Annotated in this window: 16 protein-coding genes, 1 tRNA gene and 1 pseudogene; 7 read left to right on the top strand and 11 right to left on the bottom strand. The window is 65.3% G+C overall.

Annotated elements, in window-relative coordinates:
* Positions 1–19: 19 nt before the first annotated feature.
* The 4 genes from FOC40_RS05220 to FOC40_RS05205 all read left to right on the top strand — a co-directional run bounded on the left by FOC40_RS05220 (position 20) and on the right by FOC40_RS05205 (position 4,974).
* Positions 20–1,540: a sulfatase-like hydrolase/transferase gene (locus FOC40_RS05220; protein ID WP_003796345.1), complete on the top strand. Its 1,521-nt coding sequence runs from the start codon at positions 20–22 to the stop codon at positions 1,538–1,540.
* A gap of 156 nt (positions 1,541–1,696) precedes the next feature.
* A complete protein-coding gene (locus FOC40_RS05215; protein WP_003796343.1) occupies positions 1,697–2,914 on the top strand; it encodes an ROK family transcriptional regulator in 1,218 nt (405 codons plus the stop codon).
* Positions 2,911–4,170 (top strand): anaerobic sulfatase maturase, encoded by a 1,260-nt coding sequence (locus FOC40_RS05210; protein ID WP_003796341.1) that lies wholly within the window; start codon positions 2,911–2,913, stop codon positions 4,168–4,170. Before FOC40_RS05215 ends, FOC40_RS05210 begins: the two co-directional genes overlap by 4 nt.
* Positions 4,171–4,173: 3 nt before the next feature.
* Positions 4,174–4,974, top strand: coding sequence for a sulfite exporter TauE/SafE family protein (locus FOC40_RS05205; RefSeq protein WP_003796339.1), 801 nt, complete (start codon positions 4,174–4,176; stop codon positions 4,972–4,974).
* Between the two features lie 41 nt (positions 4,975–5,015).
* Here FOC40_RS05205 and FOC40_RS05200 read toward each other — a convergent pair whose 3' ends face one another.
* Positions 5,016–5,693 carry a hypothetical protein gene (locus FOC40_RS05200; protein ID WP_165477726.1) on the bottom strand — a complete coding sequence of 226 codons (678 nt, stop codon included), beginning with the start codon at positions 5,691–5,693 and terminating at the stop codon, positions 5,016–5,018.
* Between the two features lie 199 nt (positions 5,694–5,892).
* On the opposite strand from FOC40_RS05200, the gene FOC40_RS05195 reads away from it, so the two are divergent.
* The gene (locus FOC40_RS05195; RefSeq protein WP_003796335.1) at positions 5,893–6,378 is read left to right on the top strand and encodes a hypothetical protein; all 486 of its coding nucleotides are present in this window, start codon (positions 5,893–5,895) and stop codon (positions 6,376–6,378) included.
* An 81-nt stretch (positions 6,379–6,459) separates the two neighbouring features.
* On the opposite strand, the pseudogene FOC40_RS05190 reads toward FOC40_RS05195, so the two are convergent.
* The 4 genes and pseudogenes from FOC40_RS05190 to glpA all read right to left on the bottom strand — a co-directional run bounded on the left by FOC40_RS05190 (position 6,460) and on the right by glpA (position 11,391).
* Positions 6,460–7,214: pseudogene (locus FOC40_RS05190) on the bottom strand (SDR family oxidoreductase).
* 63 nt (positions 7,215–7,277) lie between these two features.
* On the bottom strand, positions 7,278–8,561 hold the full coding sequence (locus tag FOC40_RS05185; protein ID WP_003796331.1) for an anaerobic glycerol-3-phosphate dehydrogenase subunit C: 1,284 nt from the start codon (positions 8,559–8,561) through the stop codon (positions 7,278–7,280).
* Positions 8,558–9,808: a glycerol-3-phosphate dehydrogenase subunit GlpB gene (gene glpB, locus FOC40_RS05180; RefSeq protein WP_003796329.1), complete on the bottom strand. Its 1,251-nt coding sequence runs from the start codon at positions 9,806–9,808 to the stop codon at positions 8,558–8,560. The genes FOC40_RS05185 and glpB overlap by 4 nt, the downstream gene beginning before the upstream one ends.
* A complete protein-coding gene (gene glpA / locus FOC40_RS05175) occupies positions 9,805–11,391 on the bottom strand; it encodes an anaerobic glycerol-3-phosphate dehydrogenase subunit GlpA (protein ID WP_039929741.1) in 1,587 nt (528 codons plus the stop codon). The genes glpB and glpA overlap by 4 nt, the downstream gene beginning before the upstream one ends.
* Before the next feature lie 266 nt (positions 11,392–11,657).
* Between glpA and FOC40_RS05170 the strand changes: the two genes are divergently transcribed.
* A complete protein-coding gene (locus FOC40_RS05170) occupies positions 11,658–13,679 on the top strand; it encodes a M13 family metallopeptidase (RefSeq protein WP_003796324.1) in 2,022 nt (673 codons plus the stop codon).
* Between the two features lie 139 nt (positions 13,680–13,818).
* Positions 13,819–16,386: an aminopeptidase N gene (gene pepN, locus FOC40_RS05165; RefSeq protein WP_003796322.1), complete on the top strand. Its 2,568-nt coding sequence runs from the start codon at positions 13,819–13,821 to the stop codon at positions 16,384–16,386.
* A 193-nt stretch (positions 16,387–16,579) separates the two neighbouring features.
* Here pepN and FOC40_RS05160 read toward each other — a convergent pair whose 3' ends face one another.
* From FOC40_RS05160 to rsfS, 6 genes are all read right to left on the bottom strand, one after another.
* On the bottom strand, positions 16,580–17,374 hold the full coding sequence (locus FOC40_RS05160; protein WP_231126069.1) for an N-acetylmuramoyl-L-alanine amidase family protein: 795 nt from the start codon (positions 17,372–17,374) through the stop codon (positions 16,580–16,582).
* 644 nt (positions 17,375–18,018) lie between these two features.
* Positions 18,019–19,188 (bottom strand): N-acetylmuramoyl-L-alanine amidase family protein, encoded by a 1,170-nt coding sequence (locus tag FOC40_RS05155; protein WP_003796314.1) that lies wholly within the window; start codon positions 19,186–19,188, stop codon positions 18,019–18,021.
* 238 nt (positions 19,189–19,426) lie between these two features.
* Positions 19,427–21,352 carry a CAP domain-containing protein gene (locus FOC40_RS05150; protein ID WP_003796312.1) on the bottom strand — a complete coding sequence of 642 codons (1,926 nt, stop codon included), beginning with the start codon at positions 21,350–21,352 and terminating at the stop codon, positions 19,427–19,429.
* Between the two features lie 266 nt (positions 21,353–21,618).
* Positions 21,619–21,691, bottom strand: a tRNA-Ala gene (locus FOC40_RS05145).
* 136 nt (positions 21,692–21,827) lie between these two features.
* Positions 21,828–22,562, bottom strand: a complete 735-nt coding sequence (locus tag FOC40_RS05140) for a histidine phosphatase family protein (RefSeq protein ID WP_003796308.1) — start codon at positions 22,560–22,562, stop codon at positions 21,828–21,830.
* The gene (rsfS, locus tag FOC40_RS05135; RefSeq protein ID WP_003796307.1) at positions 22,559–22,984 is read right to left on the bottom strand and encodes a ribosome silencing factor; all 426 of its coding nucleotides are present in this window, start codon (positions 22,982–22,984) and stop codon (positions 22,559–22,561) included. Before rsfS ends, FOC40_RS05140 begins: the two co-directional genes overlap by 4 nt.
* Between the last annotated feature and the right edge of the window lies 1 nt (position 22,985).

Below are 22,985 nucleotides of genomic sequence, written 5' to 3'. Positions count from 1 at the left end.
ACGACGAAAAGGCACTGCAATGACTGATACGACTCGGGACATTCCCGACAACGTGCGCAACGTCCTGGTCATCATGACCGACCAGCACCGCACCGACACGATCGGCTGCCTGGGCAACCCCCACGCGCAAACCCCCGTCATCGACGCGATGGGCGAATCGGGCTTCGCCTTCACCCATTGCTTCACCCCCACGGCTATCTGCACGCCGGCTCGCGCCTCCCTGCTGACCGGCAAGCGCCCGGGCAAACACCAGGTGCTGGCCAACCCCGAATGGAATATCGCTTACCAGGTCTCGATCCCCGAGGGCACGTGGACGTACACGCAGGAACTGCGCGACGCCGGCTACAACGTCGGCATCGTCGGCAAATACCACTGCGGCTACAACCTGCCCGACAAGTTCGGCGCGGACGACGACACCTACTGGGGCGCCGAAAATCCGGTCGCCAACGAGAAGTACGTCGCCTGGCTCGAGGCCAACAACCTCCCGCCGGTGCGCGCGCACGACCTGTGGCGCGGCAAGCTGCCCGGCGGACGCGACGGGCACATCATCGCCGCGCGCCTCGACCAGCCCGAGGAAGCCACCTTCGAGCGCTTCCTGGCGGACCGCGCGATCGAGAAGCTTCGCGAGTACGCCGCCGACTGGAAGGACTCGAAGCAGCCTTTCTGCCTCGACGTGCACTTCTTCGGCCCCCACCTGCCCTACTTCCTGCCCGACGAGTGGTTCGACCTCATCGATCCAAACGACGTCGAGCTGCCGGAAAACTTCGGCGACTCCCTCATCGGCAAGCCCCCGATCCAGGAGAACTACGCGACCTACTGGTCCACGTCCTCGTTCACGAACGAGCAGTGGAAGAAGCTCATCGCGGTCTACTGGGGTTACACGGCCATGATCGACTTCGAGATAGGGCGCATCATGGACGTGGCGCGCGAGCTGGGCATCCTGGACGACACGGCGGTCTTCTTCTGTGCGGACCACGGTGAATTCACGGGTTCACACCGCCTCAACGACAAGGGCCCGATGATGTACGACGACATCTACAACGTCCCCTTCATAGCCCACATCCCCGGCGTCTCAACCGTGGGTCGCTCCGACGCATTCGTCTCCCTCATCGATCTGCCGGCCACGGTCCTCGACATCGCAGGCCTGGACACTTCGCTCGTGGAGGACGGCCGCTCGATCGTGGACCTGACGCGCGGCGGACAGGTCGAAGGCTGGCGCGAGGACATCGTGTGCGAGTTCCACGGCCACCACTTCCCCCTCCAGCAGCGCATGCTGCGCACGCGGGACTTCAAGCTCGTCATCAACCCCGAGTCGATCAACGAGCTCTACGACCTGCGACTGGATCCGGCGGAGATGAACAACGTGTACACCGTGCCCGTCTACGACGAGATTCGCAGGGAGTTGGCCACGAACCTCTACCTGCAGCTGCGTGAGCGCGGGGATCACTCCTTCGCCAAGTGGATGGCCGCGATGACGGACTTCGACATCCCGCTGGTGAACACGGCTCGCTCCGACCTCGACGAGGTCACGAGCGACTAACCCCCTGCCTCGGCGGCGGGAGGACACGCACGATCCCGCCGCCGAGGCCAACGCGCGCCCTGCACACCCCACACAGTGACGCGTATCATAGAAAGTGTCAACGAGGCCGGAGCGCCCCGAGCGGATACCAACGACGAAGCGCCGGGAAGGAGAGGCATGCACTACCCCACGCGCAGACCACTGCCCACCCTCGAAGACCGCATCGTCGCCCACCTGGCCAAAGCCCCCGCAACGCGCTCCCAGCTGTGCGAGGCCCTCGACACCTCGCGCACAAACCTGGGGCGTGCGCTCACCACCCTCCTCGACGAGGGATCGGTGACGCCCATGCGCACGAACGCCCCCGGACGAGGCCGGCCCACCCAGCTCCTCACCCTCAACTCATCGGCGGCACACTGCGTCGGCCTGAACGTCACGCGCACGTCGTGCGCGGGCGTCATGCTCTCGCGCGCCGGCACCGTCCTGGCCGCCGTTCATATCGTCTCCCCCGCCTCCCCCTCCCTCCAGCTCTCTCTCGAGCAAACCTGCGAGGCTCTGGCCGCGAGCGCGGCCCGTCAAGGAATCGATACTTCGACGGTGCGCGCGGTGGGCGTGGGTGTTCCCATTCCGATGGGGCGTAACGCCAGGCTTTCCTCGGACGCGTACCCGACCATGGAGGAGCTCAGCAAGCTCACGCGTCGCTGGTGGGATCCTCTCCCGATCGTCGACAACACCGTGCGCATGGCGGCGCTCGCGGAGGCCCTGTGGGGCGCGGGCGCGGATATGTCCTCGTTCATCTACTTGCGTCTATCTGGGGGCGTGGGCGGCTGCGTCGTCTCCGATTTTCGCCTCGTTGGCGGGGCGGGAGGGCTGGCCGGGGAACTCGGGCACATGACGGTGGGCGCCAATGACTCACCCTGCGCCTGTGGCAAGCGCGGTTGCCTCGAAACACTGGCATCCGTCCCGGCGCTGTGCGAGCACGCGGGCGTTGCCGATATTACTCAGCTGCGAGCCGCCGTATTATCCGGCGATACGCGTGCGCGCGATGCCCTGGAGCGGGCTGCCCAGGCTGTGGGCTATGTCCTCGGATCGGCGGCGCTCCTCATTAACCCTCGGGCTATCATCGTGGCCGGCGAAATCGTCGACGCGTTCCCGTCCCTGCGATCCGACATCGCGGCCGCCATGTATAGCGAGCTGATTCCCGTCATGGAGTGGGATATCGACGTCGTGGGGGCATCGCTGGGGCCTTTGGGTGCCGCTCAGGCCAGCGCGTATATTGCCGCCCGTCCCTTTGAGGAGGACGGCGCAGCCACCCACCTCCCCGAGGGAGGCTCACCCCGGGAGGCAGGGCCGGCCTCGTCGATGGAGGCGCGCGCCGGTCGCGGGGGTAGGCCGTGACGCGCTCGATCCCCTTCTCCGTCGTCACCAAACCGACGGGGGCAGCGTGCAACCTGGATTGCCAGTACTGCTTTTTCCTGTCCAAGGAGCTGCTCTACGACGCAGCGGCGCAGACTATGTCCGAGCAGACCTTGGAACGTTACGTCGAGGCGTTCCTGGAGTCGAGCCCCGACGGCGAGGTCACGATGCTGTGGCAGGGCGGGGAGCCGACCCTGCGTGGCCTGCCTTTTTTTGAGCGTCTCATTCAGCTGTGTGAGCGCTACCGTCGCCCCACCCAGCGTGTGCGTCACGCCCTGCAGACTAATGGCACGCTGGTGACCTACGACTGGGCCCGCTTTTTCGCGGACCATGACTTCCTCGTGGGCGTGTCCATCGACGGTCCCGCTCCCCTGCACGACGCCTACCGGCTCAACCGTGGCGGGCGGGGCACACACGCGATGGTTGTGCGCGGCTGGGAGGCACTCGCCCGCGCGGGCGTGGAGACGAACATTCTGTGCACGGTCAACGCCGCCAACGAGGAGCACGGGGAGGAGGTGTACCGCTACTTCCGCGACGATCTGGGGGCCCGCTACCTGCAGTTCATCCCCATCGTCGAGCGCGTGCGCGCCGGCGACCTGGCCCAGGCCGAGCGCGGCTGGCGCTCCGGGACCTCAGCGCTCCTGTACCGCCAGGACGGGGACTGCGTCACCAGCCGTTCCACATCCCCTGCTTCCTACGGGCGTTTCCTGTGCGAGGTGTTCGACCAGTGGCTGGCCGCCGACGTCGGCGAGGTCTTCATTCAGGACGTTGATTCGACCCTGTCGGCCATGTTTGGCTCGGCCACGGTGTGCGTGCATGCGCCCCAGTGCGGGGCGAACATGGCGATGGAGTTCAACGGCGACGTGTACGCCTGCGATCACTGGGTGGAGCCGGATTGGTTGGTCGGCTCAATCAACTCCTCGTCCTTCACGCAGCTGGCGGCCTCGGAGACGATGCGTGACTTCGCTCGCCTCAAGCCCAGCCTGGACGACGAATGCCGCGCGTGCCCACACCTGCGGCTGTGCTGGGGAGGATGCCCGAAAGACCGTTTCGTGCGCCGCGGCGAGTCCTCACATAACTACCTGTGCGAGGGGTACCGGGCGTTTTATGAACACGCCACCCCTGCCCTGCGCGCGATGGGCATGCTGATCGCGGCGGGCAGGCCGGCCTCGGACATCATGGACCCCGCGGTCTCTACCTCCCTTGGACTATCTCTCACCACATCTATTCGGAAATGACCAATGATTGTTGAAGCGCTCCTCATCGGCGCATTCGTAGGCATCGTCGTCGGCTCGCTCGGCGCGGGAGGCGGCATCTTGTCGGTGCCGATCCTCGTCTACATTCTTGGGCAGGATCCCCACCAGGCGACGGGCTTGTCCCTCATCATCGTGGGGCTGACGGCCGCCGTCTCGCTGGCGACGCGCGCTCGCAGCGGGAACGTCGCGTGGCGCGAGGGCGCTCTCTTCGCCCTGGCTGGCCTCGTGGGCACGTGGGCAGGCTCGGCGCTCGGGCCGCTCATTTCGGCGCGTGCCCTCATGCTCTCCTTCTGCGCTCTCCTGGGAGCGGTCGCGGTCTTCATGGTGCGCTCCCAGATACGCCCATCTGCCTCGTCCTCTTCAGACGAGGCCGGGGATACCAAGGTCGACAAGGGCACCTGGACGCTCACGACCGCGTTCCGCGTCGTCGCCCTGGCGACGCTGACGGGTTTCCTCACGGGATTCTTCGGCGTCGGCGGCGGGTTCGCGATCGTGCCCGCGCTGCACCTGGCGCTACGGTACCCGATGAAGCGGGCCTCCGCGACGTCCCTGCTGGTCATGGTCATCACCGCCGCCTTCGGGCTGGCCTCGCGCACTCTCGCGGGCACGCTGACGATCACCGCCGAGGCCGGGGTCATGATCACACTGTTCACCGCGGCGTCGATGGGAGGCGGCATCGTGGGAGCCAAACTCACCAAGAGAGTCTCGAATCGGGTGCTCGGCCTGGTCTTTGCGGCACTCCTCGTGTGCGTGGCAGTCTCGACCCTGGCGGCCACACTCGCATGAAGGGCGCGCGAGACCGATTGTGTCTCACACCCCCTCACCGCTCAGCTGGCGGTCGTTCCTTCGCCCTGGGTGGAGGAGTCCTCACTGCCCTGGCTTCCATTCTTGCTGCCGGGGCCTCGGCCTCCCTCCGGGGGAGGTCCCGGGCGGGTACTGCCGGTATCGCCCTGCTCACCGCCCGGCCCCTGCTGCTGGCCGCTACCCGGTCCCTGCTGGCCACCAGGGCCCCGCTGCTGGCCGTTACCCGAACCCTGTTGACCATTGCCGGGGCCGAATTCCTCGTCCTCGTCGCCGTAGCCCTGGTCGCTGACACCGTCCTCGTAGCCTTGCTCATAGAAGTCCTGACCATCGCCCATGACGGCTGCATGCGTGATGATGCCCGCACCGAAGCCGACGCACAGCACCGCAGCTGCGGCGCCGGCGATAGCTGCACGCTTGCTCCACGAGGTTTTCTTCGGTGCAGGCTCGAGCGTCGCGACGCTAGCCGCCACGGCCTCGTCACCGGCATGGTCATCGACAGAAGCCTCCGCAACCGACTCCAGGGGCGTGCCAGCAAAAGCTTTGCTGGTTTCCTCCTGGGCGAGTGGAGGCATCTGCGCCGTTTCCGCCTGCGCCACGTGCGCGGGCAGGACCTCGGTCTGCTCCGTGACCTGCGCCTCCGACTGAGGCAGGATCGAGGTGCGCTCGGTGTCACCTGCCAGGTTCTTGTTGTCGTCCGCCAAGGGGACTCTCCTTTCTGCTGATTTGTGCATCATTGCTTCGCAGATTAGGGACGACACATAAGCGGACGTTATGGCGAAACTGTGAAAACACTATGAATACATAAGTGTCGCACATCACTTTTTGGAGGTGAATAAATTTGTCAGCTCACAACTATCCTGCACCGTTCGACACCCGCCGATCACGCTCAAGAGGTGCCACATGTCCATCAAAGCGCGCCCCACGATCCTGTTTGCCACGGCAACCGCACTCGCCCTCAGCACCTGCGGAGCCACCTCCTCTCCCTCCACACCCGCCGCGAGCGCCGGTTCCTCGTCCGCGGCCGCGTCGACCGACGGTTCCTTTACCCTCCTCAACGGTCTGATCCCTGTTCCGACGGGGTCGCGCTCGTACTCCAAGAAGGGAGACCTGCTCTCGCAGACGACGGAGTCCGACAAGTCCCTGCGCATCGAGGAGTGGACGAAGGTGAGCCTGCCGAACCTCGACGGCACTCACGAGATCGTCAAGACCCTGCGACTGAGCCCCGACGGCACGCGCATGGCGCTCTTGGCTCCATTCAAAAAGCTCGAAGACGACATAAGTTACCAGCTCTACTCAACGCCTGTTGGCGGAGGCGAGGCCACGCAGCTGACAAAGGCCACGGGCATCGCCGGTGGCAAACACGTCATCCTCGCCTGGAGCGTGTAAGAGACCCGAGGCCGGGACCGCAACGCGTACCCCATCACGCGTCCGACCCCGGCCTCGTTCCATGCTGTGAGCGCAAGCGCCCTACTCTACGGCGGTATTCCTGGCCACGAGGGTGTTCGTCGCCTGAGCCACCGGGCGCACGATCATCGAGTCGATGTTGACGTGGGAGGGACGCTCCAGGGTCCACACGATCGCCTCGGCGACGTCCTCGGCGACGAGAGGGGCGGCAACGCCCTCGTAGACGCGGTCGGCGGCCTCCTGGGAGCCGAGGCGGTTGAGGGAAAACTCCTCGGTGCGCACCATGCCCGGCGCGATCTCGATGATGCGCACGGGCTCGCCCACCAGCTCCTGGCGTAGCGTGTTCGCGATAATGCGCTCGGCGTGCTTGGCGGCCACGTAGCCGCCGCCTCCCGGGTAGGTGTCGTGGGCGGCGGTCGAGGTCAGGAATACGAGATCTCCCCCACGCTCGCGCATCCCCGGCAGGAAGGCTCTCGAGCAGTGCAGGGCGGTGAGCACGTTGCGCTCAAACATTGCGCTCCACCTGGCCGGATCTCCCTCCGCGACCCGGTCCACGCCGATGGCTCCTCCAGCGTTGTTGACGACCGCATCCACGGGGCCACCCTCCAGGATGTGTGCGGCCATCTCCTCCACCTGCGCTTCGTCGGTGAGGTCAGCCGCCCAGTATTCGCAGCCAATGTCAGCGGCGAGGGCCTCCAGGGCTCGCGGCGCCGGGCCACGGCGACAACCCTCCACCCCCTCTGCGCCAACAGGCGGGCGGTGGCCTGCCCGATTCCGGTGGAGGCTCCAGTGACGACGACGCGGCGAGAAGTGTTCATTCCTCAACAGTAATGTCCCCGGGTACGCACCGTCGTGCGCGCCCGGGGATATTCGCTGATGTCTCAGCCGTTGGGCAGGCCGTATGCCTTGTGGATCAGCCAGATCGGGTGGACGACGTTCGCGCCGGTGGCTGTGCGCAGCTGCCAGCGGCACGTCTCCGTGTCACAGGCGGCCAGCTCGGCGTTGACCTGCTTGATGAAGTCGAAGACGGGGGCGCCCACGGCCTGGGCGATCGCGTACTTCTCCTTCTTCATGCCGTACGTGCCCGCGATACCGCAGCAGGGCTGCTCGGAATCCTTGACGGTGACGCCGGGGATCAGGCTCATGAGCTCGATCGCAGGCTTGCCCAGACCCTGGGACTTCACCTGACACGGAGCGTGGTACGGGATGGTGACGTCGATGCGCTGGAAGTTCGTGTCCAGTTCGCCCTTGTCGTACAGGTGCAGCAAGAACTCGCTGATATCCCACGTGCGGGAACCCACATCCCTCAGCTCCGGGGTGTCCATCTCGAGGATCTCATGGGCCTCGTGGCGCAGCATGCCGCCGCACGAGCCCGACGCGGAGATGATCGGGGCATCGCGGTTGACGCTGCGCAGGTCGTTGGTCAGCTTAGAGACGTACTTGCGCGCATCGTCGTACAGGCCGTTGGACTGCAGGGCCAGGCCGCAGCAGCCGTGCTTGGGAACCAGGACCTCATAACCCAGGTGCTCGAGCACCATGACCGAGTGAATCGAGGTCTCGACCTCGAAGTACTGGCCGGCGCATCCGTGGAAGAAGATCACCTGGCCGCGCGTGCCGGAGTTCGCCAGCGGCTTGTGCTTCTTGAACCAGGACTCGAAGGTGCGACCATACGCGCGCGGCATGGGGGCCGAGCGGTGCACGCCGATGACGGCCTCCATGGCCAGGCGAATCGGCTTGACGTCGAGCGCCCAGTTCGCGATGGGGGCAACCGGGGTCATCATGGTGCCGATCAGGGAGGTACGGCCGATGAGGCGGTCGCGCAGCGGAATGCCATGCGCTTCCTTCATGGCGGTACGGCGGTGGTGGATGATCTCGGTGACCTTCACGCCCTGGGGGCACACGAGCGAGCAGGTGCCGCACGAGGAACAGTAGTCGATGGACTTGTCCACCATCTGCCCGTCCTTGCGGAAGCGCTCGGCCTGCGGGCCGGAGTACTTGGGGCCGGCGAACAGGTCGGTGACGCGCATGACCGGGCACTGGGTCTCGCAGATCGTGCACTTGACGCACGAGTCGAGGCTGGCGCGCAGCGCAGCGTCACCGGTGAGGGCGAAGACGTCTTCTTCCTCCACGCCCGGTCCCATCAGCGTTGACATTTCCAGGGTCATTTCAGTTCCTCCACGATCGAGTCGACGGCCGCGAGCGCGCTGGCCAGCGCGATTCCTTCGCCGCTCTTTTCGCGCCAGCGGGTGGCGCCGGCCAGGTTGCCTCCGGCCGCGTACAGGTTCGGGCACACGGGCGCGCCTTCCTCGTTCAGGACGCGCATGTTGTCGTCGACGGCGAGGCCGGCCAGGAAGAGGGGCTGGTCCTCGCCCCAGAAGTCGGCGTGCAGGAGCTGTCCGGAGGCGCCCATGACGGGCAGCCCGCAGATGGTCTCTCGCACGGTGCCGTAGGAGTCCATGTCGAGGGCGCCGGATTCGAAGCCGCCAGCGGCCAAGATGAGGGATCGGGTTTCCACGATCGTGGAGCGTCCCGCGCTGGCGTATTCGACGGCGCTTACGCGTCCATCTGCCGTGTGCACGGCCTTGATCGGGGATCCGAGGATGACGCGGCACTTGTCGGAGGCGATGCGGGTCAGCAGGGCGTTCAGGCGCATGCCGGGCACCGACGGGGGCTGGATCGGGATCTCGAAAACGGGGTGGCCGAGCTTGTCTGCGAGGTCGCGCCAGGCATTCGGGTCGTCGAGGCCGAGGACGGCGGGCAGGCCGACGATCTCGCCATCCTGGAGGAGGGGGCGGATCTGGTCTGCCAGGCGCGCACGGTTCTCCTCGTGGTCGAGGCTGCGCGCGTGGTTGGTGCCGGTCGAGTCGACCTCACCCTCGCGCACGACGTAGTCAACACTGAGGGCGCGGGCATTGATGGGGGCGCCGTCGGGGCCGTTCTGGCGTGTCAGGTTCTCGGCGACGAGGCCGGGGTAGAAGTCCTTGAAGCGCGTCAGTCCGACGATGGCGTAGCGGGCGCCCGCCTGGGGAATGCCGGCCTCCATCGAGGGCGGGATCAGGCAGGTGGGGCGCAGCGCGCCAACGCCGGTGGGGATGCGCGCGTTGCGGGTCTCATCGCCGATGAGGGCGTCCGCGCCGACGAGGTCACGCAGCCATGCGACGGATGCGCCGACGAAGTCGGGGGTGACGTGGCTGTAGGGGTGGGTCGGGCGGGAGGCTACGTGGCCTTCCAGAGCCTCCAGGGGTGCCTCGACCGGCTCGGGGCGGTAGCCGAGGATGTCGACCGTGCCCGTGCCGAGCTGGATGCCACCCACGCCCTTAGTTACGAGGGTGACGCTCAGTCCCGCGTCGGCTGCTTTGATTGCTGCGGCCAGGCCTGCCAGGCCAGCGCCGATAACGACGACGTCCCTCATCGAACAACCTCCTCGCTGGGTGCGGGCAGGTGCTCGACGTCGAGCGTGCCCTCGTGAATCCAGGCGTCCAGTGCGGCCTGCCTGGCTTGCTTGCCGAACATGATGGGCCACAGGCCGATCCAGCGGTTCTTCAGGAAGAGACGCAGGAGGGAGTTGGCGCGCATCGAATCGATATCTCCGCGCTCGTGGGCGATGCCAGCGGCGCGCTGGGAGCAGAATCCGCCCTGACAGGGGCCCATGCCCAGGCGCATCTGGCGACGCACGTCATCGAGCTGCCCCTTGGGCAGGGTGTCCATGACGTTTTCGAGCATGGCGCGCGTGGCCATCTCGCACTCGCAGATGATCTGCTCGTGGGAGGGGGATTCGTTGCGCGATTCGACGTTGTCGAGGCGGTGGCCGATCGTGTACAGGCGCTCTTCCTTGGCGGGAGGAACGGCCTCGTCGGCGGTTTTACAGGCGCGCTTCTCGCCCATCTCCTCGCACATGATGTCCACGATGCGTTCGGCCATGAGGCGGTAGGTAGTGAGCTTGCCGCCCGCGATGGTGAGCATGCCGTAGACGCCGTCGCGCGTGTTGTGGTCGATAATGCTCATGCCGCGCGCCATGTGGCGGGTATCGGTCGCCGACACGCGCGAGTCCTTGATGAGGGGGCGCGCACCGGCCCAGGCGTGCACGGCACGGGACTTGCGGAAGCCGGGGATCATGGCCTCGCCGGAGTCCAGCATCTGCTGGACCTGGTCGGCGGGGATGGAGAGGCGATCCGGGTCGTCAGCCTTGAGGTCGGTCGTACCGATGATGCACACGGTGTGGTCGGGCACGAGGATGTCGCCGTCGGCGGGCCACACGCAGCGGTTGATGACCGATTGGCTCAACCGGTGGTTCATGGCGATCATGATGCCGGCGCCGGGGACGACGTCGACTCCGTGGCAGTCGGCCATGGCGGCAATCTGTCCGGCCCAGGGGCCGCCGCAGTTGAGGACGAAGCCACACTCGATGCGCACGTCCTCACCCCCGCGCTCGTCATGGACGATGACGGCGCTGATGCGCTCACCTTCGCGCTCGATGGATGTGACGCGGTGGTAGGTCAGGACCTGCGCCCCGTACGCCTGCGCGGAGCGAATCGCTCCCCAGGTCATCTGCCAGCCATCGACCGTGCCGTCCTGGACCTCGAAGGCGCGCTTGATGCGCGGGTCCAGGCGGGGTTCGCGACGCAGCGCCTCGGCGATGGAGATTTCTGCGGCGGGCACCTTTGCAGCCGCTGCGCGGGCCAGGAACTGATCCGCGTATTCCTCATCGTCGTGGGCGGTCACGACGAAGAGGCCTCCGGTGGCCTCGACAGCGTTGGCGTTGATGCGCTTGACGATCTCGTTTTCTTCGGCGCACTCGGTGGCCGACTCAGGATCGGACGCAATGTAGCGGCCGCCCGAGTGGAGCAGACCGTGGAAGCGACCGGAGGTTCCCTGAGCGATGTCCGCCCGGTCGACGAGGACGGCTGAGAAGCCGCGCATGGCGACGTCGCGGACGACGCCGGCACCGGTGGATCCTCCACCAATGACACACACGTCAGTGCGAAGTGTCTTCACCGTTAAAAATCCCTTCACCTCTTGATGAGGAAGTGCCTCATTGCTCTCTCCATCATGCCCCTACACACCCCTTTTGCACGAATGTACACACCGCTGTGCACATATGTGCATGACGAGGGTGCATCAAACTGACATCCGCACTCCCCCGCACAATTCCGCGAGAAAATGACGAATTACGTCCCATGCTCATCACGTAAATACGGGCGATGTCTGTCCCATGGACGCTCATCCCACGCGACCCCCACCTCTCCCCCTAGAGTTAAGGCATGACGAACACACTGCTCGCCCGAGTCCTCGACACCGCGAACATCGATTCGACGGTGCGCCCGCAGGACGATTTCTATCGCCACGTCAACGGCACGTGGCTGGCGACCCACACGATCCCCGCGGACCGCCCCATGGACGGGGCGTTCCACACGCTGCGCGACGCATCCGAGAAGTACGCGCGCGCAATCGCCCAGGACGCAGCCGATGGCACACTGGACGATCCGGATGCGCACCGCATCGCCACATTGTGGACTCAATTCCTCAACGAGGACACCATCGAAGAAGCCGGTGCCGCTCCCCTACGCCCCGACCTCGACGCAATCAACGCCTGCACCACCCACGAGGAGCTCGCCCGCGAGATGGGCCGCCTCATGCGCGAGGGCATCGGAGGCCTCATCGGCGCATACGTGGGCACTGACCCGCACGACTCGTCGCGCTACATGGTCTCCCTCGTCCAGTCCGGCATCGGCCTGCCCGACGAGGCCTACTACCGCGAGGACGACTACGCGCCGATCCGCGAGGCCTACGTCGCGCACACCGCCCGCCTCCTTAGCCTCGCCGGTATGGCAGACCCGGAGGGTGCGGCCGCGCGCATCATGGAACTGGAAACCGCGATCGCCTCCCACCACCGCGATTCCGTAAGCAACCGCGACCCGCTGCTCTCCGACAACCCGACCCCCTGGGAGGAGATTGCCGCCCGGGCTCCAGGCTTCGACTGGGACGCGTGGGCGGAGGGCGCGCGCATGCCCGTCGCCGGCCTCGTCATGAACGTCGACCAGCCCGACTTCCTGTCGGCTGCCGCCGCCCTGTGGGCCGACACCGACCTGTCCGTGCTCAAGGAATGGCTGAGTGCCTCGGTGATCGACTGCCACGCGTCGCTCCTGTCGCGCGATTTCGTCAACGAGAACTTCGACTTCCACGGCCGTACCCTGTCCGGCACGGAGGAGCTTCGTCCGCGCTGGAAGCGCGCCCTCGGACTTATCGAGGCCTACCTGGGCGAGGCCATGGGCCGCGCGTGGGTGGCCCGCCACTTCCCGCCCGACGCCAAGGAAACGATGGACGCCCTGGTGCGCCGTCTCCTCGACGCCTACGGCGAGTCGATCCGAGGCCTCGACTGGATGAGCGAGGACACCAAGGTGAAAGCGCTGGACAAGCTCGCGACCTTCAATCCCAAGATCGGCTACCCCGTCAAGTGGCGCGACTACTCGACGCTGCACCTGGACCCGGAGGCGACGATCGTCGAGAACGTGCGCGCCGCTAACGCTCACGCCACCGACCGCGAATGGGCCAAGCTTGGCCGCCCGGTGGACCACGACGAGTGGTACATGACCCCCCAGACCGTCAACGCCTACTACAACCCCACGCAGAACGAGATCGTCTTCCCAGCCGCGATCCTTCAGCCTCCGTTCTTCGACACCGAAGCCGACGACGCGGTGAACTTCGGCGCGATCGGCGCGGTCATCGGCCACGAGATCGGACACGGCTTCGACGACCAGGGCTCGCGCTACGACGGGGCGGGCAACCTGTCGAACTGGTGGACGGATGAGGACCGCGCCGCCTTCGAAGAGCGCACGCACGCCCTCATTGAGCAGTATGACGCGCTCACACCGGCCATCCTCCTCGAGCAGGACGAGGAATCGGAGGAAGGCGACGAACGCACGCTCCCCCACGTCAACGGCGCGCTCACGATCGGCGAAAACATCGGCGACCTCGGCGGACTGACCATCGCGTGGAAGGCATGGGCGGCCTCGCTCGCCGAGCAGGGGCTGACCCCGCAGTCCGCTCCCGTCATCGACGGCATCACCGGACCGCAGCGCTTCTTCTACTCGTGGGCACGCGCCTGGCGCACGGCCACGCGTCCCCAGTTCGCGCGCCAGATGCTGGCGATCGACCCCCACTCGCCCGCTGAGTTCCGCTGCAACCAGGTACTGCGCAACCTTGACACTTTCGTCGAGGCCTTCAACGTGACGCCCGGCGACGCGATGTGGCTGGAACCCTCCCAGCGCGTCACCATCTGGTAAACCCAGCGCGTCACCATCTGGTAAAAGCGTGTCCCAGCCGACAAAATACGGCGCGCCCCGCGCAATCACACCCAACACATGACAACATAGGAATGTTGAGCGCAACAGCGCTCCCATTCCATCGACGGAAAGGCAACCCATGCCAGGCCTGAACCTGACTCGCGAGGAAGCGACCGAGCGCGCCTCGGTCATTTCCTCTGTGACCCGCTATGAGATCTCCCTGGACCTCACGCGCGGAGACACCGACTTCGGTTCATTCACCCGCATCGAGTTCGACGCGCGCGAAGGCGCCTCCACGTTCGCCGACCTCGTGTCCAACAACGTCCACTCGATCACGCTGAACGGCAATACCCTGGACCCCTTCTCGGTGCACCAGGACAACCGCATCGCGCTGGAGAACCTTGCCGAACACAACGTCCTCGAAGTTGAGGCATCCTGCCAGTACATGCACACAGGAGAGGGCCTGCACCGCTTCGTTGACCCCGCCGACGGACAGGCCTACACCTACTCCCAGTTCGAGGTCCCGGACGCCCGCCGTGTCTACACGACCTTTGAGCAGCCTGACCTGAAGTCCACCTTCACCCTGACGGTCAGGGCCCCTAAGGGTTGGAGGGTCTTCTCTAACGCGCCGACCCCCACCCCCGAGGAAGAGGGCGAGGCCTGGATCTACCACTTCGCAACCACCGAGGTCATGTCGACCTACATCACCGCGATCGTCGCCGGCCCCTACGAGGGCACGACGGCCACGCTGACCTCCTCCGACGGCCGCACAATCGACCTGGGCGTCTACGCCCGCGCCTCGATCGTTGAGCACCTGGATGCCGACGAGATCATCGAGATCACCCGCCAGGGCTTCGAGTTCTTCGAGGGCGCCTACGGCATCGCCTACCCCTTCACCAAGTACGACCAGATCTTCGTGCCCGAGTACAACGCGGGCGCTATGGAGAACGCCGGCTGCGTGACCTTCCGCGACGCCTACGTGTTCCGCACCCGTCCCACCGAGGCTCAGATGGAGGCTCGCGCCAACACGATCCTGCACGAGCTCGCGCACATGTGGTTCGGCGACCTGGTCACCATGAAGTGGTGGAACGACCTGTGGCTCAACGAGTCCTTCGCCGAGTTCATGAGCCACCTGGCTCTGGCCGAGGCCACCGAGTACACCGAAGGATGGACGGGCTTCATGGTCCGCAAGGACTGGGGCCTCAAGCAGGATCAGCTGCCCACGACCCACCCGATTACAGCCGAGATCCGCGACCTCGCCGACGTCGAGGTCAATTTCGACGGCATCACCTACGCCAAGGGTGCCTCCGTGCTGCGCCAGCTCGTCTCCTACGTGGGACGCGATGCCTTCTTCGCGGGTCTGCACGAGTACCTGACGAAGCACTCCTACGCCAACGCCACGCTGGACGACCTGCTCTCCGAGCTTGCCGCTGCCTCGGGCCGCGACCTGGCGTCGTGGTCGAAGGTGTGGCTGGAGGAAGCCGGCGTCACCCTCCTGCGTCCGGTCGTCACGACCTCTGAGGACGGCACGATCGAGCGCCTCGAGATCACGCAGGAAGCCTTCTCCGAGGGCGCCTCGCTGCGCCCGCACCGCATGGGTGTGGCCGGCTACTCGCTGACCGAAGAGGGGACGCTGGCCCAGGTCTTCCGCGAGGAGCTCGACATTGACGGAGCGTCCACGGTGATCGAGGCCGCCGCGGGCATCGCTCGCCCGGACTTCATCCTCGTCAACGACGGAGACCTCGGCTACGCCAAGGTCCGCCTTGACGAGGAGTCCCTGGCCTTCGCGATCACCCACATCACCAAGTTCACGGATTCGCTGACCCGCGGCGTCGTCATGGCCTCCGCGTGGGATATGACCCGCGACGGCGAGATGCCGGCACGCGACTACCTGAACCTGGCCCTGCGCGCCGTTCCCGTCGAGGACAACATGAGCCTCCTGACGCTCACCCTGCGACACATCGACGAGGCCGTGCGCACCTTCGTGGCACCGAAGTACCGCGCCGAGGCCGCCGAGGACACGGGCCGTCGCCTGCTCCTCCTGGCTCGCACGGCCGCCTCCGGCTCCGACGCGCAGCGGATGCTCGTCGCCGCTGCGGCCCGCAACGCGACCAGCCCCGAGCAGTTCGAGGCCATCCGCGCCCTCTACGATGGCACCCAGACCCTGGACGGCCTGGACCTCGATGTCGACCTCAAGTGGGACCTGCTGATCGCCCTGGTGCGCGGCAACGCCGCCACCGAGGAGGACATCGCAGCCCTGGAGGCCACCGACGACACGATGACCGGCCACCAGAACGCGGCCGCCGCTCGTGCGGCTCGCGACGGCGAGTGGATCAAGGCCGACGTGTGGGACAAGGTCCTCACCGACACCTCGATTCCCAACGACACCCGCTGGGCGATGATCTCGGGCTTCTGGGCGCAGGCGCGCACCAACCCGTCGGCATACGCCAGCTACGTGGGCGAGTACTTCGAGGCCCTGGCGGGCATCTGGGAGACCTTCACCTTCCACACCGCCGAGGACCTCACGACGCTGCTCTTCCCGAACGCGCTGGCGGGCTACGCCCCCGAGGTCGATGTGGTTGCCTCCGGCAAGGCCTGGATCGAGGCTCACGCGGACGCATCCGCCGGCACGATCCGCATCATCCGTGAGCTCATCGACGTGTGTGAACGTCAGATCGCCAACCAGGTGGTGGACGCCGCGGGCTGATCAGCCTCACAACGACGCCAGGGGGCGTGGCCACGTGGCCACGCCCCCTTCGTCTGACGTCCCGACTCCCTCAGGGAACACTAGCGTCGCATAAGCAACCCCGGCCTCGTTACCGTGAATGGACGAGGCCGGGGCCTTGCGTGCATGATTGCGTCCGAGTGAGCGTCGCTCACTCACAGCTCATGCGCGCCGATCACTTCCAAGCGCCCCACCAGGTGCCGTTGTGGAAGAACCAGTGACGCTCGCCGTCGATCCACTGCGTACCGGTGACCATCGCGCCCGAGGCGTTCAGGTAGTACCAGGAACCCTCAACCTCGACCCAGCCAATGAGCATAACGCCCGACGCGTTCATGTAGTACCAGGTACCGCCGACCTGGGTCCAGCCGGTGGCCATCGCACCGGAGCCGGTCAGGTAGTACCACTCGTTGTTGTACTGGACCCAGCCCATGGCCATGTCGCCCGCGGCGTTCAGGTAGTACCAGGAGCCGTCAACATTGATCCAGCCGGTCTGCATGAATCCAGTCTCGGGATCCAGGAAGTACCAGGAGCCGTCGATAACGTTCCAGCCGAAGGCCTGGGCACCTGAGGAAGCAAAGTACTCCCACTCGCCCTCCTGGTTGTGCCAGCCGGTGATCATGTAGCCGTTCTCATCAAAGCGGTAGACGACGTCATCAATCTCGATGAGTTCGTTCTTGGCGTAGGTTCCATCTCCGAGGTCGAACCACCAGCCTTTACCGTCCTGCTTCCAGGAGGCAGCACCATCGTCGGCGGCCGCGCCGTCGTCAGCGGGCTGCTCCTCGGCGGCGGCACCGTCGGTGGCGGGCTGCTCCTCGGCGGCGGCACCGTCGGCGGGCTGCTCCTCGGCGGCGACCTCGGTGGGAGCGCCGGGATCGGTCAGCTCGGCCCCGTTGGCGGGAACGACAGTTCCGGCGAGAACGGCAGCGCTCACGGCGGCGATCATAAGAGTGCGAACATTAATGGGGCGCATGGGCTTTCCTTTCGTGAGGCGCACATCCTGCGTAGGCTTCGTTGGAACGAACGTGAATGGCGCCAGCTCAGTCACTAGGGTTTTGTAGTAACGCATTGCCGAGTATACATGACGGTTTTTTGATAATCAAGCGCTCGTGTCAAAATACCTCGACAACCGAAGGACAAACGGGCACAGTCAGCCCTATCCCTCACGGTCAGGCCGGGATCTTTTCCCAGCTCGACGGGGTGTTCACAACGCGCATTCACAGCCTCGCCCACACTGTCTAACCTTGCCGCCTCACTCCCCTCCAGGAGCGTGAGGGGGAGAATCAAGGACTCTCGCCGTTCGTGATACACGCCATATTTCTGCACCTCACCCGATCCAGGTATGCCGCAGCGCTAAGAGCCGACACGTCGTTAATGCAACGGAGCCAAGACATCGAAACGCTCGTCGCCGCACACCCCAATTCGCAGGTAGGGCCGCGTCCGAGACACAGGCGTCCACCGGCGAGGACGAACAACCTCGGCGAGCTCCGAAGTTTCGCAGACTCGGAAACTCGGAGACAATCGCAGCGCCTCGACGCCAAGAAAAGGTCTCGTCGGCAAGCATTCTTGCCGACGAGACCACCGATGACGCATCACCGCGCACGAGCACTCAGAAGGTCACCAACCATACCCAAGCTTGTATGCAATTCCTCCGTGCCCGGCACACATACCCCGATAGTCAGAAGCCCCCGGAGACGAGAAGCTCTCAGACCCATCGTGACAGATTGCCTTGTAGCGATTACCGGTTGCGACATCCGCCCCTCCCGATCCATTGCCTGCCGAGGCGACCGGGTACAGGCCCCACCATGCGCCCGAGTCGTAGAACCAGTGGCGCTCGCCGCCGATCCACTGAGTACCTGTCACCATGACGCCGGACGCGTTCAGGTAGTACCAGGAGCCTCCCTGGCTGAGCCAGCCGGTGACCATCGCGCCGGACTCATTGAAGTAGTACCAGGAGCCACCGATCGCGTTCCAACCACTCACCATGACGCCCGAGCCGTTCAGGTAGAACCAGATACCGCCCTGGCTGAGCCAGCCGGTCTTCATGGCGCCGGAGGAGTTCAGGAAGTACCAGGAGCCTCCCTGCTTGAGCCAGCCGGTAACCATCGCACCCGACTCGTTGAAGTAGTACCAGGAACCACCAATCGCGCTCCATCCGCGCACCATCGCTCCCGAAGCACCGAAGTAATACCAGGTACCGCCCTGGTTCAGCCAGCCAGTCGCCATCGCACCAGAGGCACCCAGGTAGTACCAAGTGCCATCGACCGTGATCCAGCCAGTACGCATCACTCCGCTCTGCGGGTCCAGGAAGTACCAGGTTCCCGACACGTTCGCCCATCCACGCACCTGAGCACCCGAGGGCGCAAAGTACTCCCACGCTCCCCCGAGGTTGTACCATCCGGTCACCATGTATCCGCTACCGTTGAATCGGTATGTTGCCCCATCAATGTCACGCTTTTCATCACGTGCGTACGACCCATTGTCCAGGTCGTACCACCAGCCCACCGAATCCATCTTCCACGAGGGCTTCGGCGCGGGGGCCGGTTCCGGGGTGGGGGCTGGATCCGGGGTGGGGGCTGGTTCCGGGGTGGGGGCTGGATCCGGGGTAGGTTCAGCGGTGGGATCCGCCGCCGGCTCCCCCATCGGGACCTCGGCGGCGACGCCCACAGGCTCACCGCCTTGGCTCGAGACGGCTGGGAAGGCATAAGCGGGAGCCAACGGACCAACAACGAGGGCGGCAGCACCAAGGGCCGCCATCACGCTCCTGCGCAGATTGATGGGTCGCATATCTTATTCCTCTCTGAATAGAAGACGGTGAGCGCGCACATCCCTTCAGCGGGACAGGGACGCTCTGTCGACGAATGCACATTAGTTTCGCAGCATTCCTTTACTGACTATACACAAGGTAATATGACGCACCAAATAAGACGCCATCCGCGTTTCCAGTCGCAGCAAAAAGGCATCAATGCGCACGAAAAAGCCCCGCCGATGAGCGAACTCATCGGCGGGGCTTCAGAGTGTTGCGTCAGCGTTTGGCTCGACGCGATGCGACAACCGCACCGGCTCCAGCGACCAGAACCGCGACGGCTCCCACGCCCACCCACACGGAGGACGCACCGGTCGCTGCGAGGGCATCAGCGCGCGCCTGCGTCGGGGTGGAAGCATCCTGGGCTGCGGGGACGGATGCCTGCGTCGGATCAGCACTCGGGGTGATGTCGAGGCGAGCGGTCACCGCGCCCTGATCGTCGGCGGGAGTGCTCGTCTCAGGTGCAGCCGGGGTGGCATCACCGTTCGCGGGGGCGGAAGGCGTGACAGACGGGTTGCCATCACCGTTGGCGGGAGCTGAGGGCTCCGAAGCCGGGTCGCCACCACCGTTTGCGGGAGCGGAGGGGGCAGCAGACGGAACGGAAGGAGCGGGCGTCTGACCGGGCTCCTGGCCCACGGAGGGGTTCTCATCGCCGTTCGCAAGCGCGGGTGTCTCATCCGACGGGGCCTGCTGATCCGGCGTCGAATCTACCCCGTCACCCACGGAGAGGTTGTTGCCATCCTGCTCGACAGAGAGGGTCGTGCAACGCGTGAGGGCATCGCGATACTCGGTGGCGGTCAAGTAGCGGCCAGCGTTCTCGCCACCCTGCAGCGTGACGCCACCATCCTTTTCGGGGCGCACGGCGGTCTGGGATGCAATGGACTCCGCGACACGATCAAGCTCAGCGTCGATATCCACGAGAGATGTGACGGGCTTCCTTTCCTCAGCCGAGGCCAGATACTCGTCCAGAGCAGCCTGAGCGGCGTTGACAGATGCCTGCGTGTCGATCACGGCCTGCTGACGCTCAGCGGAGGGTGCGGTGTCGGCGGGTGCGGGCGTCGAGGTCGCGGGCGCAGCAGATCCAGCGTTTGCGGGGAGGCTCGACACGTCAACGGGGAGGGCGACACCGGGAAGGGAACCCACCTTGTTCTGCCAGGAGTTGGCGCGCTGCGCGTCGCCGCCACCCGCGAGGCCGGAGACGTAGTTGGTGTTGTCGGTGTTGAAAGCGGCACCGTCGAAGCCGTACGCGGACGCAGTATCGCCAGTCGTGTGGAAGCGCGACACGTTGGGCGAGCCGCCGGTGACAGCGTAGAACTTCTGAGTGCCGTAGATACGCGTGAAGTTACCGTGCTTCGCGATATGCACGCCGACGCCAACAACGTTGTTCTGGGCCAGCATGTTCTTATCGTGGCCAGAGGAGTTCTTCCACTGATCGAAGAGTGCGTCCGCAGCCTGCATCGGATTCTTGGAGGTGCCATAGGCACCCCACTTGTCGCCGAAGTTCTCTCGATGGTTGTAGGCGATGTTCTCACCGGCATAGGTCGTGTCACCGCCATCGAGCTTGCCCGCGCCGAAGTACTTGTAGTCCGGGTCGTGGTTGAAGTCATCACTGTCCGACATGTGCTTGCTCCACGCGCGAGCGTCGGTGGTCACCGTATCGGAGACAACCAGCTCGGGCAGGCCAGCGTTGGCTCGGTAGGCGTTCATCTTCTGAATGACGAGAGCCTCGATGATGCGCGCCTGGGTGGCGTCGTCGACCTGGGACCAGTCGACCCAGTCGAGGCCACGGCTCGCAGTATCCGCTGCAGACGCAGCCTCACCGGCAGACGTTGCGGGCTCAAGGGCACTCTGCTGCGCAGCCTCGAGTGCAGCCTGCGCATCGGCGAGGGCAGCTCGCAGCTCGGACTCATGGGCGGGGTCCAGGGCGGGAGTCGCAGAGTTACCCGCAGCTGCGGCGGCATAGCTCGCCAGAAGCGGATTGTATTCAGCGGCGATGCGACCTTCCGCCCCCGACAGGGCGTTGCAGAACGCGTCGCTGGTCGTCGCGTTTCCCTCAGCGAGGGTGGGGATGACGACGAGGGCAGCTGCGATCGTGGTTGCAGCGAGGACCACGGACGTGTGCGTACGAGTGAGCTGGAACGACATTGACTACCGGCCTAACACAATGGAACAAGAACAGGTAAATCTTTCCATGCGGTCCGGCATTCTTCAAGGTTTTTTCAGTAAGTCATTACAGATAAATCCACCTATTTTCGACGCTTTCTCAGTTTGACAGGTTTTGAGCATCCCGCATGCCGATACCGAAACATTATATTTCGGACAAAACAACTGACCAAGCGGCAACCACAAGCACAACCACTGCTCAAGCAATAAAAAAATCGACACCCGAAACCGGATGTCGAAGTTTTCTGTGGAGCTAGGGGGATTCGAACCCCCGACCTCTTCCATGCCATGGAAGCGCGCTACCAACTGCGCCATAGCCCCGTTATTTAGTTCGTCGCCCTGGCGACCTGATAAATAATAGCGAACCTTTCGAGAATGACGCAAATCCAATCGAGTGCCCCTCGTCACAACGCTCAGTAACCATGATATTCGGCGGTAACGAGGGGCCGGAGAGCCATCACGCCCCCAAAATGTCCTCACGAGAGCCGATGTTGTGCGACGCCAGGCGCCACCCGCTGATCGCCGCGCTCTTAGAGGTCGACATCCCGACAGGCACGAGCTCCGACCAGTGGCAGTTATCGACGCCGCGCAGCCCATTGAAGACCGCCGGATCCAGGCCCAGCAGCGACACGATGCCACGCGCGATCGCGGAGCCATGCGAAACGACGATCAGAGACTGGTCCCCTCGGCACGCCCGTGCCGCTTCCAAGACGGCATCGCGAACGCGCTCACCCACAACCTCGGAGCGTTCCACCTCAGCGAGGTCACACTCCCCCTGCGCGCGATACTGCGCGTAGGCCTGGGGCTGCTCGGCGGCGATCTCCTCGTAGGTCTTGCCCTCAAAGCTCCCGTAGAAGCGCTCCGTGAGCCGCTCATCGAGTCCCGGCCCCTCGCAGGGATATCCAGCGATGTCGAAGACGCGTGCGATGATCCTCGCGGTATCCACCGCGCGCCCCAGGGGCGAGCTCACGATACGCACTCCCCCGTCGTCGTAGCTGCGCCCATCTTCGGCGGCAATCATGCCAACCTCGGCGCTCGGCTCGCACAGGCGGCTCACCAGCACGCCGGCGGCACCCGCCGCCTGGGACCGTCCGGCCTCGTTCAAGGGTTGATCGATACGCCCCTGAAAGCGCCGCGCCAGGTTGAAATCCGTTTGGCCGTGGCGCAGCAGAACGATCCGCGAGGCGCTCACTGCGCACTCTCCACACCGTGCGCGGCAGCACGCTCAGCGGCAGCGGCGCGGGCCTCGTCGATGTCGACGTCGATCGGCACGGCCGGGCAGTCGCCCCACAGGCGCTCGAGAGCGTAGTACTCGCGCTCTTCCTCGGACAGGACGTGAACGAGCAGATCCGAGTAGTCCAGGAGGACCCACGTGCCCTCCGCACGCCCCTCGATGTGGGCGGGGCGGCGCTGCTGCTCGGCCCAGATACGATCCATGATGTCCTCGGCGATGGCGCGCACCTGACGGTCCGTCGGCGCCGAAACAACCACGAATGCGTCAGCCAGGGCGAGCTTGCTGGTCACGTCAACAAGCACCGGGTTGATACCGCCGCGGTCGTGCGCGGCGCGAGCAACCAGGCTCGCCAGTTCTGCGGTAGCGTCGGGAAGGCTCACG

The organism is Schaalia odontolytica (genome assembly GCF_009730335.1).
Taxonomy (GTDB): domain Bacteria; phylum Actinomycetota; class Actinomycetes; order Actinomycetales; family Actinomycetaceae; genus Pauljensenia; species Pauljensenia dentiphila.
This window is presented reverse-complemented; position numbering and strand designations above follow the sequence as displayed.

Bases quoted from the DNA above. Each gene is read 5' to 3' on its own strand.
- FOC40_RS05220 (WP_003796345.1), top strand. From the start codon at position 20: ATGACTGATACGACTCGGGACATTCCCGACAACGTGCGCAACGTCCTG.
- FOC40_RS05215 (WP_003796343.1), top strand. From the start codon at position 1,697: ATGCACTACCCCACGCGCAGACCACTGCCCACCCTCGAAGACCGCATC.
- FOC40_RS05205 (WP_003796339.1), top strand. From the start codon at position 4,174: ATGATTGTTGAAGCGCTCCTCATCGGCGCATTCGTAGGCATCGTCGTC.
- FOC40_RS05195 (WP_003796335.1), top strand. From the start codon at position 5,893: ATGTCCATCAAAGCGCGCCCCACGATCCTGTTTGCCACGGCAACCGCA.
- FOC40_RS05185 (WP_003796331.1), bottom strand. From the start codon at position 8,561: ATGACCCTGGAAATGTCAACGCTGATGGGACCGGGCGTGGAGGAAGAA.
- glpB (WP_003796329.1), bottom strand. From the start codon at position 9,808: ATGAGGGACGTCGTCGTTATCGGCGCTGGCCTGGCAGGCCTGGCCGCA.
- FOC40_RS05170 (WP_003796324.1), top strand. From the start codon at position 11,658: ATGACGAACACACTGCTCGCCCGAGTCCTCGACACCGCGAACATCGAT.
- pepN (WP_003796322.1), top strand. From the start codon at position 13,819: ATGCCAGGCCTGAACCTGACTCGCGAGGAAGCGACCGAGCGCGCCTCG.
- FOC40_RS05160 (WP_231126069.1), bottom strand. From the start codon at position 17,374: ATGCGCCCCATTAATGTTCGCACTCTTATGATCGCCGCCGTGAGCGCT.
- FOC40_RS05155 (WP_003796314.1), bottom strand. From the start codon at position 19,188: ATGCGACCCATCAATCTGCGCAGGAGCGTGATGGCGGCCCTTGGTGCT.
- FOC40_RS05150 (WP_003796312.1), bottom strand. From the start codon at position 21,352: ATGTCGTTCCAGCTCACTCGTACGCACACGTCCGTGGTCCTCGCTGCA.